This window comes from Nonomuraea sp. NPDC049421, from assembly GCF_040677005.1.
Taxonomy (GTDB): domain Bacteria; phylum Actinomycetota; class Actinomycetes; order Streptosporangiales; family Streptosporangiaceae; genus Nonomuraea; species Nonomuraea salmonea.
This window is the reverse complement of record NZ_JBFAQA010000024.1, coordinates 93,684-108,980: the sequence shown is the minus strand read 5'-3', so window position 1 is coordinate 108,980 and position 15,297 is coordinate 93,684. Positions and strand designations below refer to the sequence as shown.

General features: G+C 72.5%; 14 protein-coding genes and 1 pseudogene. 4 read left to right on the top strand and 11 right to left on the bottom strand.

Annotated features, from left to right (window positions below):
• Window positions 1–9: 9 nt before the first annotated feature.
• The 3 genes from AB0K18_RS34075 to xylA are packed head-to-tail and all read right to left on the bottom strand — an operon-like array spanning window position 10 to window position 3,001.
• Window positions 10–1,110 (bottom strand): Gfo/Idh/MocA family oxidoreductase, encoded by a 1,101-nt coding sequence (locus tag AB0K18_RS34075; RefSeq protein WP_364922711.1) that lies wholly within the window; start codon window positions 1,108–1,110, stop codon window positions 10–12.
• Complete coding sequence (locus tag AB0K18_RS34070; protein WP_364922708.1) at window positions 1,107–1,850, bottom strand: sugar phosphate isomerase/epimerase; 744 nt, start codon at window positions 1,848–1,850, stop codon at window positions 1,107–1,109. Before AB0K18_RS34070 ends, AB0K18_RS34075 begins: the two co-directional genes overlap by 4 nt.
• The gene (gene xylA / locus AB0K18_RS34065) at window positions 1,847–3,001 is read right to left on the bottom strand and encodes a xylose isomerase (RefSeq protein WP_364922705.1); all 1,155 of its coding nucleotides are present in this window, start codon (window positions 2,999–3,001) and stop codon (window positions 1,847–1,849) included. Before xylA ends, AB0K18_RS34070 begins: the two co-directional genes overlap by 4 nt.
• Window positions 3,002–3,090: 89 nt before the next feature.
• Here xylA and AB0K18_RS34060 point away from each other — a divergent pair, with 89 nt between their 5' ends.
• Window positions 3,091–4,203, top strand: coding sequence for an ROK family transcriptional regulator (locus tag AB0K18_RS34060; RefSeq protein ID WP_364922702.1), 1,113 nt, complete (start codon window positions 3,091–3,093; stop codon window positions 4,201–4,203).
• A gap of 218 nt (window positions 4,204–4,421) precedes the next feature.
• Here AB0K18_RS34060 and AB0K18_RS34055 read toward each other — a convergent pair whose 3' ends face one another.
• The gene (locus AB0K18_RS34055; protein ID WP_364922699.1) at window positions 4,422–5,480 is read right to left on the bottom strand and encodes an AraC family transcriptional regulator; all 1,059 of its coding nucleotides are present in this window, start codon (window positions 5,478–5,480) and stop codon (window positions 4,422–4,424) included.
• An 86-nt stretch (window positions 5,481–5,566) separates the two neighbouring features.
• On the opposite strand from AB0K18_RS34055, the gene AB0K18_RS34050 reads away from it, so the two are divergent.
• Entirely contained in the window at window positions 5,567–6,610 is a 1,044-nt protein-coding gene (locus AB0K18_RS34050; RefSeq protein ID WP_364922696.1) for an acyl-CoA dehydrogenase family protein, read from the top strand.
• Here AB0K18_RS34050 and AB0K18_RS34045 read toward each other — a convergent pair.
• A complete protein-coding gene (locus tag AB0K18_RS34045) occupies window positions 6,607–8,559 on the bottom strand; it encodes a protein kinase (RefSeq protein ID WP_364922693.1) in 1,953 nt (650 codons plus the stop codon). The genes AB0K18_RS34050 and AB0K18_RS34045 overlap by 4 nt on opposite strands.
• Window positions 8,560–8,667: 108 nt before the next feature.
• Window positions 8,668–9,042 carry a metalloregulator ArsR/SmtB family transcription factor gene (locus AB0K18_RS34040; RefSeq protein ID WP_364922690.1) on the bottom strand — a complete coding sequence of 125 codons (375 nt, stop codon included), beginning with the start codon at window positions 9,040–9,042 and terminating at the stop codon, window positions 8,668–8,670.
• 243 nt (window positions 9,043–9,285) lie between these two features.
• Here AB0K18_RS34040 and AB0K18_RS34035 point away from each other — a divergent pair, with 243 nt between their 5' ends.
• On the top strand, window positions 9,286–10,524 hold the full coding sequence (locus AB0K18_RS34035) for a histidine kinase (RefSeq protein WP_364922688.1): 1,239 nt from the start codon (window positions 9,286–9,288) through the stop codon (window positions 10,522–10,524).
• 8 nt (window positions 10,525–10,532) lie between these two features.
• Window positions 10,533–11,186 (top strand): annotated as a pseudogene (locus AB0K18_RS34030) (response regulator transcription factor); the annotation flags it as partial.
• Between the two features lie 110 nt (window positions 11,187–11,296).
• On the opposite strand, the gene AB0K18_RS34025 reads toward AB0K18_RS34030, so the two are convergent.
• The 5 genes from AB0K18_RS34025 to AB0K18_RS34005 all read right to left on the bottom strand — a co-directional run bounded on the left by AB0K18_RS34025 (window position 11,297) and on the right by AB0K18_RS34005 (window position 15,272).
• Complete coding sequence (locus AB0K18_RS34025; RefSeq protein ID WP_364922685.1) at window positions 11,297–12,982, bottom strand: ABC transporter ATP-binding protein; 1,686 nt, start codon at window positions 12,980–12,982, stop codon at window positions 11,297–11,299.
• On the bottom strand, window positions 12,975–14,687 hold the full coding sequence (locus tag AB0K18_RS34020) for an ABC transporter ATP-binding protein (RefSeq protein WP_364922683.1): 1,713 nt from the start codon (window positions 14,685–14,687) through the stop codon (window positions 12,975–12,977). The genes AB0K18_RS34025 and AB0K18_RS34020 overlap by 8 nt, the downstream gene beginning before the upstream one ends.
• Before the next feature lie 74 nt (window positions 14,688–14,761).
• Window positions 14,762–14,929: a hypothetical protein gene (locus AB0K18_RS34015; RefSeq protein WP_364922680.1), complete on the bottom strand. Its 168-nt coding sequence runs from the start codon at window positions 14,927–14,929 to the stop codon at window positions 14,762–14,764.
• Between the two features lie 36 nt (window positions 14,930–14,965).
• Window positions 14,966–15,097 carry a hypothetical protein gene (locus tag AB0K18_RS34010; RefSeq protein WP_345393909.1) on the bottom strand — a complete coding sequence of 44 codons (132 nt, stop codon included), beginning with the start codon at window positions 15,095–15,097 and terminating at the stop codon, window positions 14,966–14,968.
• Window positions 15,098–15,134: 37 nt separating this feature from the next.
• Window positions 15,135–15,272 (bottom strand): hypothetical protein, encoded by a 138-nt coding sequence (locus tag AB0K18_RS34005; RefSeq protein ID WP_345393912.1) that lies wholly within the window; start codon window positions 15,270–15,272, stop codon window positions 15,135–15,137.
• Window positions 15,273–15,297: the final 25 nt, after the last annotated feature.

Genomic DNA, 15,297 nt, shown 5'->3' with positions numbered 1-15,297 from the left:
GGATTCCTCTTACAAGGTCGCGGCGTGCGGGTCCCAGCCGTCCGGCAGCGGCTCGGGGGCGTCCGGAGCGGAGCCGATGTCGCGGAACTCCGCCCGCTCGCCCGACTCCGTGATGGCCGCCATGAGTTCGAGCACGTGGTAGGTCAGCTCGCCCGACGCGCGGTGCGGCGTGCCGGCGCGCAGCGACCTCGCCATGTCGAGCACGCCGATGCCGCGCCCCGCGGTCGTGCCGGTGATCGGCAGCTCCCGCCAGTCGGCGTCGCGGAGCCCGCGGACCAGCAGCGGGCCCTCGAACGTGTTGGGATCGGGCAGCGAGAGCGCGCCCTCGGAGCCGATCACCTCGATCATCCGCCGGTTGATCGCCGAGTCGAAGCTGAACGTGGCCGACGCCGTCGCCGTGCCGGGGAAGTCCAGCAGGGCGTTGACGTGAGTGGGCACGTCCACCGGGAACAGCTTGCCCGCCTTGGGCCCCGAGCCCACCTCGCGCTGGTCACGGGCCCTGCGCGTGCCCGCCGCCACCCGGACGACGGGACCGAGCAGCGAGACCAGCGCGGTCAGGTAGTAGGGCCCGAGGTCGAACAGCGGTCCGCCGCCCGGCTGGTAGAAGAACTCCGGGCTGGGGTGCCAGGACTCCGGCCCGAGGCTCTGCGTGGCCGCGGTGACCGCGACGGGCTTGCCGATCAGTCCCGAGGAGATCGCGTGCAGGGCCGACTGCAGGCCCGCTCCCAGGAACGTGTCGGGGGCGCCGCCGACCCGCAGCCCCCGGTCGGCCGCCTCGGCCATGACCTTGGCGGCCTCGTCGGTGGTCATCGCCATCGGCTTCTCGCCGTACACGTGCTTGCCGGCGCGCAGGCTCTCCAGCGCGACGGCCGCGTGCGCGGACGGGACGGTGAGGTTGACGACGATCTCCACTTCGGGGACCGCCAGGGCGTCTGCGAGGGTGCCGGACACCTCGACGCCGTGCTCGCGGGCCACCTCGGCGGCCCTGCCGGTGTCGATGTCCGCGACGGCGAGCACGCGCACGTCGGGGAAGGAGGTGAGGTTGCGTAGGTACTGGCCGCTGATCACACCGGCGCCGACGAGCGCGACGCCGACCGGGCCGTTGCTCAATGCCCCTCCAATGAGGTGAGGTACGTGTGGCTCTCCGCCAGGGCGGCGAAGACGTCGGTCGCGCACTCGTCGAGCTCGACCACGCGCCGGGCGTCGGGGGCGGCGGCGAGGATCTCGGGCACCGGCATGGCGCCCGCGCCCACCGCGGTGTGCGGCTCGCCCTTGACGACCGGGCCGTCCTTGACGTGCAGCGCGATCACGCGGTCCGACAGGCGGCCGAGCAGCGCGGGCACGTCGGCGCCGCCCACGGCCGCCCAGTAGGTGTCGATCTCCAGGAACACCTCGGGCGCCAGCAGGTCGGCCAGCACCTCGATGGCGTGCCGGCCGTCCACCTTGGGCTCCAGCTCCCACCAGTGGTTGTGGTAGCCGATCCGCATGCCGTGCCGCGCGGCCTGCACGGCCAGATCGTTGAGCAGGTCGGCGGCCCTGGCGATGCCGTCGCGGGTGGTGAACTCCTCGGGCGCGATGCCGGCCGGCACGATCACCTTGTCGGTGCCGATGGTGGCGACCGCGTCGAACACCTCGGCGGGCTCGTGCCTGAGCACCGCGCCCGCGTGCGTGCCCGACACGCTCAGCCCCAGGTCGTCGGCCACCGCCCGGAAGCCCTTCGGGTCGTTGAGCGGGTCGTACGGCTCGACGGCCCGGTAGCCGGCCTCGGCGACCCGGCGCAGCGTGCCGTCGCGGTCGGCGGCCAGCGCCTCCCTGACCGTGTAGAGCTGGACGCTGATGGGTCCACTCATCCGCGTACCCCCAGGAGGTGCTCGAGCGCGAGCTGGTTGAGCCGGGTGAAGTGGAAGCCGCGGGCGGCCGCCTCCTCCACGTCGAAGTCGTCCTTGGCGAGGTCCTGCCAGGTCTCGCCCTCGGCGAGCGTGGGCTTGGCCAGCTCGTCGACGCGCGACGCCTTGATCGCCTCCTGGACCTCGGGGTCGGCGCGGAAGGCGCGCGACTTCTCCTTGAGGATCAGGTACGTGCGCATGTTCGCCGCCGCCGAGTCCCACACGTCCTGCGGGTCCTCGGTGCGCAGCGGCTTGTAGTCGAAGTGGCGGGGGCCGTCGTAGCCGCCGTTCTCCAGCAGGTCGACCAGGAAGAACGCGCTCTTCAGGTCACCGTGGCCGAAGATCAGGTCCTGGTCGTACTTGGGGCCGTGCTGGCCGTTGAGGTCGATGTGGAAGAGCTTGCCGTGCCACAGCGCCTGGCTGATGCCGTGCACGAAGTTGAGCCCGGCCATCTGCTCGTGGCCGACCTCCGGGTTGAGGCCCACCATCTCGGGGTGCTCCAGCTCGTTGATCAGCGCCAGCGCGTGGCCGATCGTGGGCAGAAGGATGTCGCCGCGCGGCTCGTTCGGCTTCGGCTCCAGGGCGAAGCGGATGTCGTAGCCCTTGTCGATGACGTACTGGCAGAGGAGGTCCAGGCCCTCCTTGTAGCGATCCATGGCGGCCTTGACGTCCTTGGCGGCGTCGGACTCCGCGCCCTCGCGCCCGCCCCAGCACACGTACGTCTTCGCGCCCAGCGAGGCGGCGAGGTCGAGGTTGCGCATGACCTTGCGCAGCGCGTAGCGGCGGACGTCGCGGTCGTTGCTGGTGAAGGCGCCGTCCTTGAAGACCGGGTGGGTGAAGAGGTTCGTGGTCGCCATCGGGACCTTCATGCCGGTCTCGTCGATGGCCTTCCTGAAGGCGGCGACGGCCTTGTCGCGGTCGGACTCGACGGCGAGCAGGTCGTCGTCGTGGAACGTGACGCCGTACGCGCCGAGCTCGTGGAGGCGGTGGACGCTCTCCACCGGGTCGAGCGCGGGCCGGGAGGCGTCGCCGAACGGGTCGCGGGCCTGCCAGCCCACGGTCCACAGGCCGAAGGTGAAGCGGTCGTCGGGAGTCGGCGTGAAGGATGCGGTCATTTTCGGGCCCCTGTAACTTTTAGTCCATAATCTGTACTTATCCTGAGGAGGTGGATGCCATGTCGTCAAGAGGGGTCAGGCATGATTCCATGCGCGCCCGTAACCTGGCCGTAGTGCTGGCGACCATTCACCGATCAGGACCTCACACCCGGGCATCGCTCGCTGAGCGGACCGGGCTCACGAAGACCACCGTATCCAGCCTGGTCGCCGACCTCCTTGAGGCGGGCGCGGTGACCGAGAGCGGCGCCGTGCGGGCGGGCGAGCGGGGGCGTCCCGGCGTGGCGGTCAGCCTCAGCGGGCACCGGGTGGCCGCGCTCGGGCTGGAGATCAACATCGACTACCTCGCCGCCTGCGTGGTCGACCTCACCCGTACGGTCCGGCTGCGGCGCATCATCCCCGCCGACAACCGCAACTCCGACCCCGCCGCCATCCTGGAGAGCCTGCGCGCCCTGGCCAAGGAGACCACCGCCGAGGCCGCCGCCGCAGGGCTGCGCGTCATCGGCGCCGCGCTCGCCGTCCCCGGCCTGGTCGAGGGCGGTACGCTGCGCAGCGCCCCGCACCTCGGCTGGCGCGACGTCCGCGTGTCGGACCTCGTGGACATGCCGTTCGAGATCGACAACGAGGCCAACCTGGCGGCGCTCGGCGAGCTGTGGTTCGGGCCCCGGGAGAGCGACTTCCTCTACGTCTCCGGCGAGATCGGCATCGGCGCCGGTCTCGTGGTGCAGGGCGGCGTGTTCAAGGGCACGTACGGGCTGGCCGGCGAGCTGGGCCACGTCGTGGTCGTGCCCGACGGGCCCGGCTGCCGCTGCGGCGGGCGGGGCTGCCTGGAGGTGTACGCCGGCCAGGACGCCCTCCTCGGCGACCTCGGCTCGATCCGCGAGCTGGTGAGCCGCCTGGAGTCCGGCGACCAGGCGGCCCTGGAGGCGTGCCGGCGGGCAGGGCACGCGCTCGGCGTCGCGCTCACCTCGGCCGTGCACCTGCTCGACCCCGGCACGATCGTGCTCGGCGGCATCTTCGCGCCGCTGTTCCCCTGGCTGGCGGTGCCGGTCTCCGACGGCCTCGGCACGCGGCTCGCGCAGATGCGCGGGGCACCGCCCGACCTCGTGGTCTCGGCCACCGGCTCCGACGCCGCCGTGCTCGGCGCGGCCGGGCTGGTCATCCAGCAGATCATCGCCGAGCCCGCCCAGTTGCTCGGCCTCTAGCGCCCGGCCCGAGACCCTGAACGGGCTGGTAAGGCCGGAGAGATCTTCCCCCGCGGACGCTTAGATCCGCATTACGCGCCGCCTTTTATGGTGACGGCCGAGACCGTACCTCGGGAGCAGCCCATGTCAGAGCGAAAGGCGAAGCGCAGGCGGGCCGCCATGCGACGTGAGGAAACCCTTCTGCGGGAGCAGCGCCGGCGACTCGGACGCCGGATCGGCTACGGCGCCGCCGCCGTGCTGTCGGTGGTGTTCGTGGCGATCGGCGTGCTGGCGTACCTGTCGGTGGGGAACGACCAGCCGCCCTCCGCCGGCACCGCACCTCCTACCGCCACGGCGTCCACAGCGTCCACAGCGTCCACAGCGTCCGCGTCGGCCTCCCCGACGCCGTCCGCCACCAAGTGAGGGGTGCGGCGGAAGTGGCTCGGCGAGATGCCGTACTCGCGGCGGAAGGCCCCGGAGAAGGCGAACTCGGTGGCGTAGCCGACCTGCCTGGCGATCGCCGCCAGCGGCGCGTCCGTCTCGCGCAGCAGCCGCGCGCCCCGGTCGAGCCGCAGGCCGATCAGGTACTTCATCGGCGGCTGTCCCATGACGGCGGCGAAGCGCCGGGCGAAGGCCGTCCGCGACAGGCCCGCCGCCGCGCTGAGGCGATCGACCGTCCACGGATGCTCGGGGTGGTCGTGCATCGCGCGCAGCGCGGCGGCGATGCCCGGGTCCTCGGTGCCCGGCCAGCCGGTGCCGTGCCGCTCGTGCCATTGGCGCAGCACGTGGACCAGGATCAGGTCGAGCAGCGCGGGCAGCGTCGCGCCGGTGCCCATCTGCGCGCCCGACACGTCCGTGCCGAGGAGGTCGACGAGCACCCGCAGCTCGGGGTGCGCGTCGTAGTCGGGCGTGATCGCGATGAGGTCGGGCAGCGCGCGCAGGTAGCGCGGCGCGGCGCCGTGCGCGAGCCGGTAGGAGCTGCACAGGAACTCGAAGTCGAACGGCCCGGGCGCGGGCGGGATCGGGCCCGTCTCGGCGGGCGGCAGGTCGCGCAGCGCGCGTGGCGACCTGCTGAGGCCGTGTTCGGCGCCGGAGGAGGTGAGGACGACGTCACCCGGCTTGAGCGGGACCGGCTCGGCGTCCTCGGTGATGAGCCAGCAGGCGCCGCGCAGCACGATGTGGATGCCGCTGCCGGAGAAGGCGGGGAACCGCATACCGGGGGAGCCCGACGACCTGATCACGCGGCCGGCCGCGCTGCCGACGCGTACGGTGCGGATCACCTCGCTGAGCAGGTCCATGGTTTCGATGGTATGAGCGGAACACGTATGTGCTGGTACGTCCCGCGTATGGTGCTCAGGCCGGTCCAAAGGGTGTCATCGACTACGTGTCCGATGAAACCACCGAGATCCTGCGGCTCCATGCCGAGAAGACCGAGCAGGGCGACCGGCCCACCAGGGAGAGCCTCGACGCGCTGCGCGCGGACGGCGCGTTCGCGCTGCGCACGCCCCGCGCGTACGGCGGCGCCTGGGCGGGCACGGAGGCCATCGCCCTGCGCCTGAGCGAGCTGGGCCGCGCCTGCCCGTCGAGCGCCTGGATCGCGGGAACCTGCGTCACCTCCAAGAACCTCACCACGCGGTGCCTGCCCGACGAGGCGCTGCGCGCGTGCTTCGCCGACCCGGACGCGCTCTTCTGCGGCTCCGGGGTGCCGCGCGCCCGTGGCGAGCGCACGGCCGACGGCGTGCGGATCGACGGCCGCTGGTCGTACGTCTCCGGCTGCGAGGACGCCACCTGGGCCGGGCTCGGCCTCATGGTGGACGGCCGGTTCTCCTACGCCGTCGTGCCGACGGCCGACCTCGTCGTGGAGCGGACCTGGAACATGGCGGGCATGCGCGGGACGGGCAGCCAGACGCTCGTCGCCTCGGGCGTCGTGGTGCCGGACGCCCACGTGCGGGCGGCGGAGCCGTTCGGGGGCCGTGACCTGCTGCTGTACGGGACGACGGTGCTCGCGCCCGTGGTCGGCGGCACGTGGGGGGCGCTCGACCTGACCGAGGCCATGTTCGCCTCCGACCGCAAGCCGTTCATGACCGGGTACGCCCGGATGGGCGACTCGCCCGGGGCAAGGCACTGGCTGGCGGAGGCGGCCCACCTCGCCCGGCGCGCGCGGCGCACCATGCTCGCCGTGGCCCGCGCGGCGGACGACGACGACCTGCCCGAGGCCGGGATCCCGCGCCTGCGCATGGAGCTGGCGGACGCCGGCAGGGACTGCAGGGCGGCGGTCGAGCGGGTGATGGACCTGCACGGCACCGGCGGCTTCGCCGCGAGGAACCCGCTGCAGCGGTTCTGGCGTGACGTGTCCGTGGGCAGCCGGCATCCCCACCTGAACCCGTACCTGGGGATCGAGAACTACGGGACGGCCCTGGCCGGCTAGCTCGCGAGCACGTCGTCGGGCCGCCACAGACGGGTGACGCCGTCCTGGCCGCCGGCCGCGAACGTCGTGCCGTCAGGGGAGAACGCGACCGCGCGCGTGGACTCGCCGGGGACCTCCTTGAGGAGTCTGCCCGAGCGGGGGTTCCACAGGCGGACGGCGTCGGCCGCGGTGACGAGCACCGAGCCGTCGGGGCTGTAGGCGACGTCGTCGACCGTGGTCCGGTGGCCGCGCAGGGCGTGGCGGAGCCGGTTCGTCCTGGCGTCCCAGACGAAGACGTTGCCCGACGCGTCGCCCGAGGCGAACGTGCTGCCGTCGGGGGCGAAGGCGAGCGCGTGCAGGGTGGTGTTGCGCTCAGGAATCAGCTCGGCCAGTCGTTCGCCCGTCGTCACGTCCCACCTGCGGATCGTCTCGCCCGCCGCGGTCGCCAGACTCTGCCCGTCGAGGGCGAAGGCCACGGCGCTCACGCCGCCCAGGTGGCCGGTCAGCGTCCTGAGGTGCTCGCCCGTCCCGGCGGCCCACAGGCGGGCGGTGCCGTCGCGGCTCGCGCTCGCCAGCAGCCGGCCGTCGCGGCTGAACGCCAGGTCGCGGAGGGCGTCGGTGTGTCCTGTCATGGCCTTGACGGATCGGCCGGTGCGCGGGTCGAAGAGGCAGGCGTCCCGGTCGCACGAGGTGGCGACGCGGTCGCCGGCCGGGGCGAAGGCGACCGTCCTGGGGTCGGGCCAGGGGTTGTCCAGGGTGCGGAGCTGCCGTCCCGTCCGCGTGTCCCACAGGCGGACGCGGTCGCCCGCCGCGGTGGCGAGCAGGTCGCCCCCGGGGCCGAACGCCACGTCGTCCACGGCGTCCTCCTGCCCGGCGAGCACGAGGGCGGGGCCTGGCGTGGAGGTCAGCGCGATCAACGTGCCGCCGAGCAGGACGGCGACCCCGATGACGGCGGCTGAGACGCCGTGGCGGGCGCGGCCCGGAGGAGGAGGTGGCGGCTCCTCGACGAGGGTCGGCGGGACCGGCGGCCGGTATCCGGTGACCACGGTCCCCGCGTCGGGGTGGGCTTCCGAGTCGGGGTGGGCCTCCGAGTCGGGGTGGGCCTCCGCGTCGGGGTGGGCCTGCGCGTCGGGGCCGGTCTCCGGCTCGACGCGGGTCTCCGGCTCCTGGGTGAGGGACGCGCAGACGGTCATGACGTGGGCGAGCCTCGGGCGGTCGGCGGGGTCCTTCGCCAGGCAGGCGCCGATCAGCTCCGCGAGCGGCTCGGGCAGGCCGGACAAATCAGGCTCGTCGTACACGATGCGGTGGGTGATCGCGTGCGCCGGCCCCTCACCGTACGGGCTGCGTCCTGAAGCGGCGAAGGCCAGCACGCAGCCCAGCGCGAACACGTCGGCGGCCGGCCCCACCGGATGGCCGGTCACCTGCTCGGGCGCCATGAACGCGGCGGTGCCGAGGACGGCGGCGGTCCTGGTGTAGGAGGTGGCGTCGAGGGCGCGGGCGATGCCGAAGTCGATCAGGCGCGGCCCGTCGGCGGCCAGGATGACGTTGCCCGGCTTGAGGTCGCGGTGCACGATCTGGCAGGCGTGCACCGCGCCGAGCCCCTCCGCCAGCCCCGCGCCGAGCGCGGCCACCTCGGGCAGAGGGAGCGGGCCGTGGTCGCGTACCGCGTCGTGCAGGGAAGGGCCGCGCACGTAGGCGGTGGCCAGCCAGGGCGGGTCGCCGTCGGGGTCGGCGGCGACGACCTCGGCGGTGTGGAAGCCGCCGACGCGGCGCGCCGCGGTGATCTCGGTGGCGAAGCGCCGCCGGAAGTCGGGATCATCGGCCAGCTCGGGACGTACGACCTTGACCGCGACCTCCCGCCCGCCCGGCGACCTCCCGAGGAACACCTCTCCCATGCCGCCGCCGCCCAGCCGGGCCACCACCCGGTAAGGACCGATCCGGCGCGGCTGCCGCGTGTTCGCTGCGCGCACGATCCTCCCGGGACTGCTCGTGATCGACGTCTGACGAAACAGTAACCAATCGATCGCGATCGGTCATGTCCCATCGAGTGATCACGTCTGCCTTGGAGACCGGCCTTACTAGGACTTCGACGGTGACGCCGCGTAGATGCGCGACGGAGACGCCGCGTAGACGGCCGCCGAGGGCGACGCCGCGAAGACGGAGGACAGCTGGCCGTCCTCGATGGGCTGCCGGCTCAGGAGTGACAGGGCCAGCCCGAGCGCCTCCTCCATCACGGTCAGGTTGAGCCGGTACCAGATGGTGGTGCCCTCCCTTTCCCCGATGATGAGGTCGGCGCCTTTCAAGATGTTGAGATGGCCGGACAATGTCGGCCTGGGTATCGCCAGGCGTTCGGCGATCTCGCCGGCCGAAAGGCGATCATGTTTCCGAAGAATGCGTAACACTTCGCGTCGTCGTACGTGGGCCAATGCTTCGAATGTGTGATTTACCGGCACCCTCGACCACCTGTTTCACCGCTGGTCTTCGGCGAGCTCCCCGCTGCCCAAGGCGTACATCGTAGATCTGGGCGGTCAGGGCTCAATATCCTGCCCGGGGCACATACGGGTCATGGCCGGGAGTCAGATGACCATGACTCGAGTCATGGCCGGGCGGTGGCAAAGCATGACCATCACCACGCTGTGCTGCGGCAAGTGGACGGTTATGCTCGCGGTGTGCCGGGCGCGGGGTCCATTCGAGACATGAGTCGTTGGGTGGGGTTCACCGACGACCGTCCTCCTCTCGTGTTCGGTGTCTTCTTCTGGGGATCCGCGCTCATCAGCGCTCTGGTGTTCCTGGCCGGATTAGCGGAGTTAGGCCGGCTCGGGCCGGCCGACTGGCCTTTGACGCAGGTGTTCGTGCTGATCAGCGCCGGTGCGCTGGCGCCGAGCTGCGTGCTCTGGCCGTTCCTGCCGTGGCGGACGCAGCCGCCGCCGCTGCGCAAGGCGGCGACCGTGGCGTTCCTCGCCACGAGCCTGCTGCTCATGCTGGCCGGCGGCATCGCGGCGCTGCTGATCGTCAGCGTGGCGGTGGGCAACGCGCTGGTGGTGTTCGGGCTGCGGGGCAGCATCGCGTACGCGACGACGGCGGGCCTGTTCCACTTCGGGGTCGGCGCCGTCAATCCCGGGCAGGCGACGCTGGCGGCCGTGCTCAACGGGGCGAGCGTGCTGCTCCTGTGCCTGGTCATCATGGTCGTGGTGATCGCGATGATCGAGTCGCAGCGGCGCGCCGAGGTCACCAGGCAGCTCCTGGCCGACCTCGAAGAGGCCCATTCCGAGCTGCGCCGCTACGCCGCCCAGACCCGCGACCTGGCCATCGCCCAGGAGCGCGCCAGGATGGCCAGGGACATGCACGACTCCGTCGGCCACTACCTCACGGTCATCAACGTGGGCCTGGCCAACGCCCAGCGCTACCGCACCGCGCGCCCCGAGGCCGCCTGGGAGGAGGTGCGGCAGGCCAAGGAGCTGACCCTGGAGGCCCTGACCGACACCCGCCGCTGGGTGCGCGCGCTCAAACCGCTGCGCATGGAGGGCCGTACGGGCATCGCCGCCCTGCGCGCGCTCGCGCAGTCGTACGGCTCCGCCGACACCGACGTGACCTTCACCGCCACGGGCGCCTGGCCCGACGTGGACGAGAACGGCGAGCTCGTCTGCTACCGGATCGTCCAGGAAGGTCTGACCAACGCCCTGCGCCACTCCAAGGCCCGCCACATCACGGTCACCGTGGACGCCACCCCCGAGCGGGTGCGGGTGACGGTCTCCGACGACGGCGCGGGCGCCGAGGGGGAGGCGATCGCGAACGGGTTCGGGCTGCGCGGCCTGCGCGAACGCCTGGAGTCGATCGACGGATCTTTGGACGTGCGCAGCGGTCAGGGGGAGGGCTTCACCCTTGAGGCCACGGTGCCGGCGCGAGCCACGGATATGGGGAGAACGACGACGTGATCCGGGTCATGCTGGTCGACGACCAGATCTTGATGCGTGAGGGCCTGCGCAAGCTGCTGGAGATCGAGCCGGGCATCGAGATCGCCGGCTCCACCGGCAACGGCGCCGACACCCTCGCCCTGCTGGCGAACACCCCGCCGGCCGAGCATCCCCATGTGGCGCTCGTGGACGCCCGCATGCCCGTGATGGACGGTGTCGAGCTGGTCGAGCGGTTGCGTACGGACTTTCCGCGGATCGCCTCGGTGATCCTGACGACGTTCGACGACGACGACTACATCTTCGGCGGGCTGCGCGCGGGCGCCAAGGGTTACCTGCTGAAGGACATCCCGCCCGACGAGCTGGTGACGGCCATCAGGCGGGTGGCGGGAGGCGAGACCGTGCTCGGCGGCACCGCGACGGAACGCCTGGTGGCGGCCTTCCGCGACGGCGCGCACCAGCCGGACCCCCAGCCCGAGCCCGAGCCGGAGCCGCCGGCCGAGCCGCCCTGCGGCCTGTCCGACCGCGAGTACGAGATCGCCATGCTGGTCGGCTCGGGCGCCTCCAACAGGGAGATCGCGCGCCGCCTCTACATCACCGAGGGCACCACCAAGAACCACATCTCCAACTGCCTGCGCAAGCTGGGGCTGCGCGACCGCACCCAGCTCGCGGTCTGGGTGTCACAGAACCCACCCCAGCAGAACGCACCGCAGCAGAACCCGCCCCAGCAGAACGCGCCGCAGCAGAACCCGCCCCAGCAGAACGCGCCGCAGCAGAACCCGCCCCAGCAGGCCGGTCAGCCGCCGACCAGCTCGGCGTAGAGGTGTGAGGAGCCCAGTAACTCGCGGTGGTCGCCGAAGCAGGCGCGGGTGCCGTCGAGCAGCAGGATCCGGTCGGCGCGCAGCGCCGATGACGCCCGGTGCGCGATCACGATGAGCGTGCCGGGCCGGGCGCGGAAGGCCAGCTCGGCGCGGGCCTCGGCGACCGGGTCGAGGTGGCAGCTCGCCTCGTCGAGTATGACGACGCGGGCCCGGCTCACGTAGGCCCTGGCCAGGCCGATCAGCTGCTTCTCCCCTGCCGACAGGCGGGCCGGGTCCACCGGCGCCGCCGGCCCGCCGAGCCCCGTCACCAGGTCGTGCGCGCCGACCTCGCGTACGGCGTGGTCGAGCTCCTCCTCGCTCGCGTCGGGGGCCAGGTAGCGCAGGTTCTCCCCGACAGTCCCGGAGAAGACGTACGACTCCTGCGGCACCAGCACGATGTGCTCCCTGCGCCGGTCGGAGGGCAGCCGGTCGGGCGCCGTCCCGCCGACCCTGATCCGGCCGCCGTCCGGCACGGCGAGGCCGGCCAGCAGCATGGCCAGCGTCGACTTGCCGATCCCGCTGGGGCCGACGATGGCCAGGTGGCCGTGCTCTTCGACGGTGAAGGACAGGTCCCGCAGGACCGGCTCGACCTGCGTGCCGTAGGAGAAGGTCAGGTTCTCGACCGTGATGTCCGTGCCGTGCAGCACCGCCGCCGGGTCGCCCGAGAGCTCCCTGCGGGCTGCGCCGGCCTCGGCGAGCCTGCGGACCGTGACCGCCAGCTGCAGGCCCGCGCCGCCGATGACCTCGGTGAGCATCCGCATGGCGGGCTCCAGGTGCGTGCTCAGGTAGGTCGCCGCGCCGACCAGCACGCCCACGGTCGTCCCGTTGCTCACCAGCCACGGCGCGGCGAACAGCAGGCACAGCAGCGGCAGCTGCCCGCCGAGCGTGGTGATCACGCTGCGGGTCGCGGTGGCGCGCGCCAGGCGCTGCTGCGCGCTCCGCTCGCCGGCCATCGCGGTGGTGACGGCGCCGACGACGGCGTCCTGGCGGCCGAACGCCGCGATGTCGCGGTGCCCGGCCAGCGCGCCGCCCACCTCACCTGCGACGCGCTCGTTCGCGGCGATCGCCGCGCGCTGGCGGTTGACGAGCTGCCGCAGCAGCCCGGCGAACAGCAGCGCCGCCACGAGCACCGGTGGCAGGGTCAGCCAGACGATCTCGGGGGCGAGCGCGCTCAGCCCCGCGACGGCCGCGACGACGGTGAACACGAACCGCCGCAACCCGTTGAGCAGCGACGAGACGGCCTTGCGTACGGACTCGACCTGGCTCGTGGCCCGCGAGACCGCCGCGTCGTCCACGCCGTCCCCGCGCACGACGCCGGTGACCACGGCCCGCAGCAGGTCGTCGCGGAGCGGCTCGACGATCGCCCCGACGACTGGGGAGGTGAAGCGCGAGGCCACGGCGCCGATCGCGTACGCGAGGAGCATGCCGCTCAGCCACCACAGCCCCGTGGCCACCGAGCCGCGCAGGAACCCCTCGTCGATGGCCTTGGCCATCAGCACGCCGGTGGTCATGGCCGGCACGGCCTCCAGCACCGACCAGCCGGCCAGGACGATCAGTGACCGGCGGCGGCGCAGCAGCGAGCGGCGGATCAGCCGCCAGCTCACGACGTTCTCGTCAGGCACGGCTCAGCTCCCGTTCCTCGCGACGGTGGTCTTCAGGGCCGGGCTGGAACAGCCGGCGGTAGTCGGCGACGCGCCACAGCTCCTCGTGGGGCGCGAGTGCGCGGATCCTCCCCTGGTCGAGCCAGGCCACCAGGTCGGCGCGCGCGGCCACCGAGAGCTTGTGGGTGACGAGGAGCCTGGTGAGGTCCGTACGCGCGGCGACGGCCTGGCAGATACGCAGCTCGGTGACGCTGTCCACGCTGGACAGGGCGTCGTCCATGATGAGCAGCCGGCCCTGGTGCGCCAGGCCGCGGGCCAGGCCGAGCCGCTGCTGCTCGCCGCCCGACAGCGGGGTGCTCGCGCACGGCGTCAGGTAGCCGTCGGGCAGGCGGCCGATGAACAGGTCCGCCTGCGCGGCCATGGCGGCCTCGCGGGTCCTGTCGGGGGCGGCGCCGAAGCGGATGGCCTCGGCGAACGTACCGGCCAGGTAGGAAGGCCGCTCGAAGGCCCAGCCGACGGCGGAGGCGAGCGCGCCGGCGGACAGCTCGCGCAGCGGCACGCCGTCCAGGAGCACGCGGCCCTCGTCCGGGTCGATGAGCCGGCCCGCGACGGACGCGAGCGTGGACTTGCCGGAGCCGGACGCGCCCACCACCGCGATCGTGCCGCCGCCCGGCACCCGCAGGTCGATCCCGTCGAGCACCGGCCCGTCCGGGCCCACGACCGTGACGTTCTCGAAGACCAGCTCGCCTGGCCCGGCGGGCAGCGTACGGTCGCCGTGCCTTGTCACCGGGACGGACAGCACCTCCTGCACCCGGCGGGCGCCCGCCCGCGCCTGGGCCAGCGCCATGAACATGTTGGCCTGGCTCAGCAGGCCGAGCGCCATCCCCGCGTACCCGGCCGCGGCCGTGAGCCGGCCCGGCGTGATGTCGCCGCCCACCAGCGCGTACCCCGCGGTGCCGAGCACCGCGACCTGGATCAGCGGCATGAGCAGGGCGGCGCGCAGGTTGAGCCGGCCCTGGAGGTTCCAGGAGTCGCGCCCGGTCTCGTGCAGGCCGGGCAGCTCGGCCAGGACGCGGTCGATCTCCTGGCTTTCCGTGCCGGCCGCGCGCACGGTGCGGATGCCGGTCAGCACCTCGACCAGCCGTCCCGAGATCCGGCCCTGGATGGCCAGGTACGTGGTCAGCAGCGGCGAGATCCGGCCGACGAACGCGCGGATCATGAGCGTCGCCAGGGGAGCGCCGACGAGGAAGGCGACCGCCAGCCGCAGGTCGATCAGGCACAGCGCGACCAGCGCACCCCCCGACACCAGCAGCGAGGACGCCCACACGGTGAACAGCGGCACGACGGACGCCGCCTCCGTGACGTTCGTCAGCAACCGGCTGGTCAGGTCACCGCCGGCGAACCTGCCGCGGTCCCTGACCCCGAGCAGCAGCACGTGCTGGAGGAACCGGCGGCGAAGGTCGAGGACGAGCGAGTTCACGCACCAGGTGGCGATGAGCTGGTTCGCCACCTCCGTCAGGAGCAGCAGGCCCACCAGGGCCGTCAGCCGCAGGAGCGCGGTGTCACCTGAGCCGGTGAGCCGTTCGTCGATGGCCGCGGCGACCAGGGCGGGCAGGGCGATGGCCGCGGCGGAGCGGCAGAGGTTCAGGGTGAGGAGCGCGGCGTTCCAGGCCCAGCCGGACCGCACCGTACGCGCGAGAAGGCGGTCCGCGTCTGTCCAGGTCATGCGTGGTGCCTCCGTGGTCGGGAAAGGGGACGGCCGGGGTGCGGTGCGGGCACCCCGGCCGGGTCATGCGGACGTCACATGCAGATGGCCGCGCTGAAGGTGCTCAGGGTGGCGCAGATCGAGTAGCTCAGCGTGCTGCCGGCGCACGCGACGGTGGCGCTGGCGGTGCTGATGATCGAGTCCGGCCCTTCGCCCGCGGCGGCGGCACCGCTGCGGCCCTGGAGGTTGAGGACGTAGCCCATGGTCGTTTCCTTTCGATCGTTCTTCGGGGAGGGGGACTAGCAGAGGACAACGCTGGTGGTGCTGAAGCAGGTGACGGGGCTGAAGAAGCTGAGGCTCTGCGGCTCGGGGCCGTCCGCGGCCCTGCCCTCGCTGACGCTCTTCACCTGGAGGTCGAGAACGAAGCTCATGATGGTTTTCTCCGCTTCTGTGAGTGGTCTGCCGGGATCAGGTGGTGATGCAGAAGATCTGGCTGGCGCTGCTCTGGCAGGCGAACCAGCTGTTGGTGCTGATCGAGAGCGCGGCCTCGTCGTCGGCGGGGGCGCCGTTCCGCGTCATCTCCTGGAGGTTGAGCACGTAACCCATGGCGATGTCTCCTTAGGTGATCGGC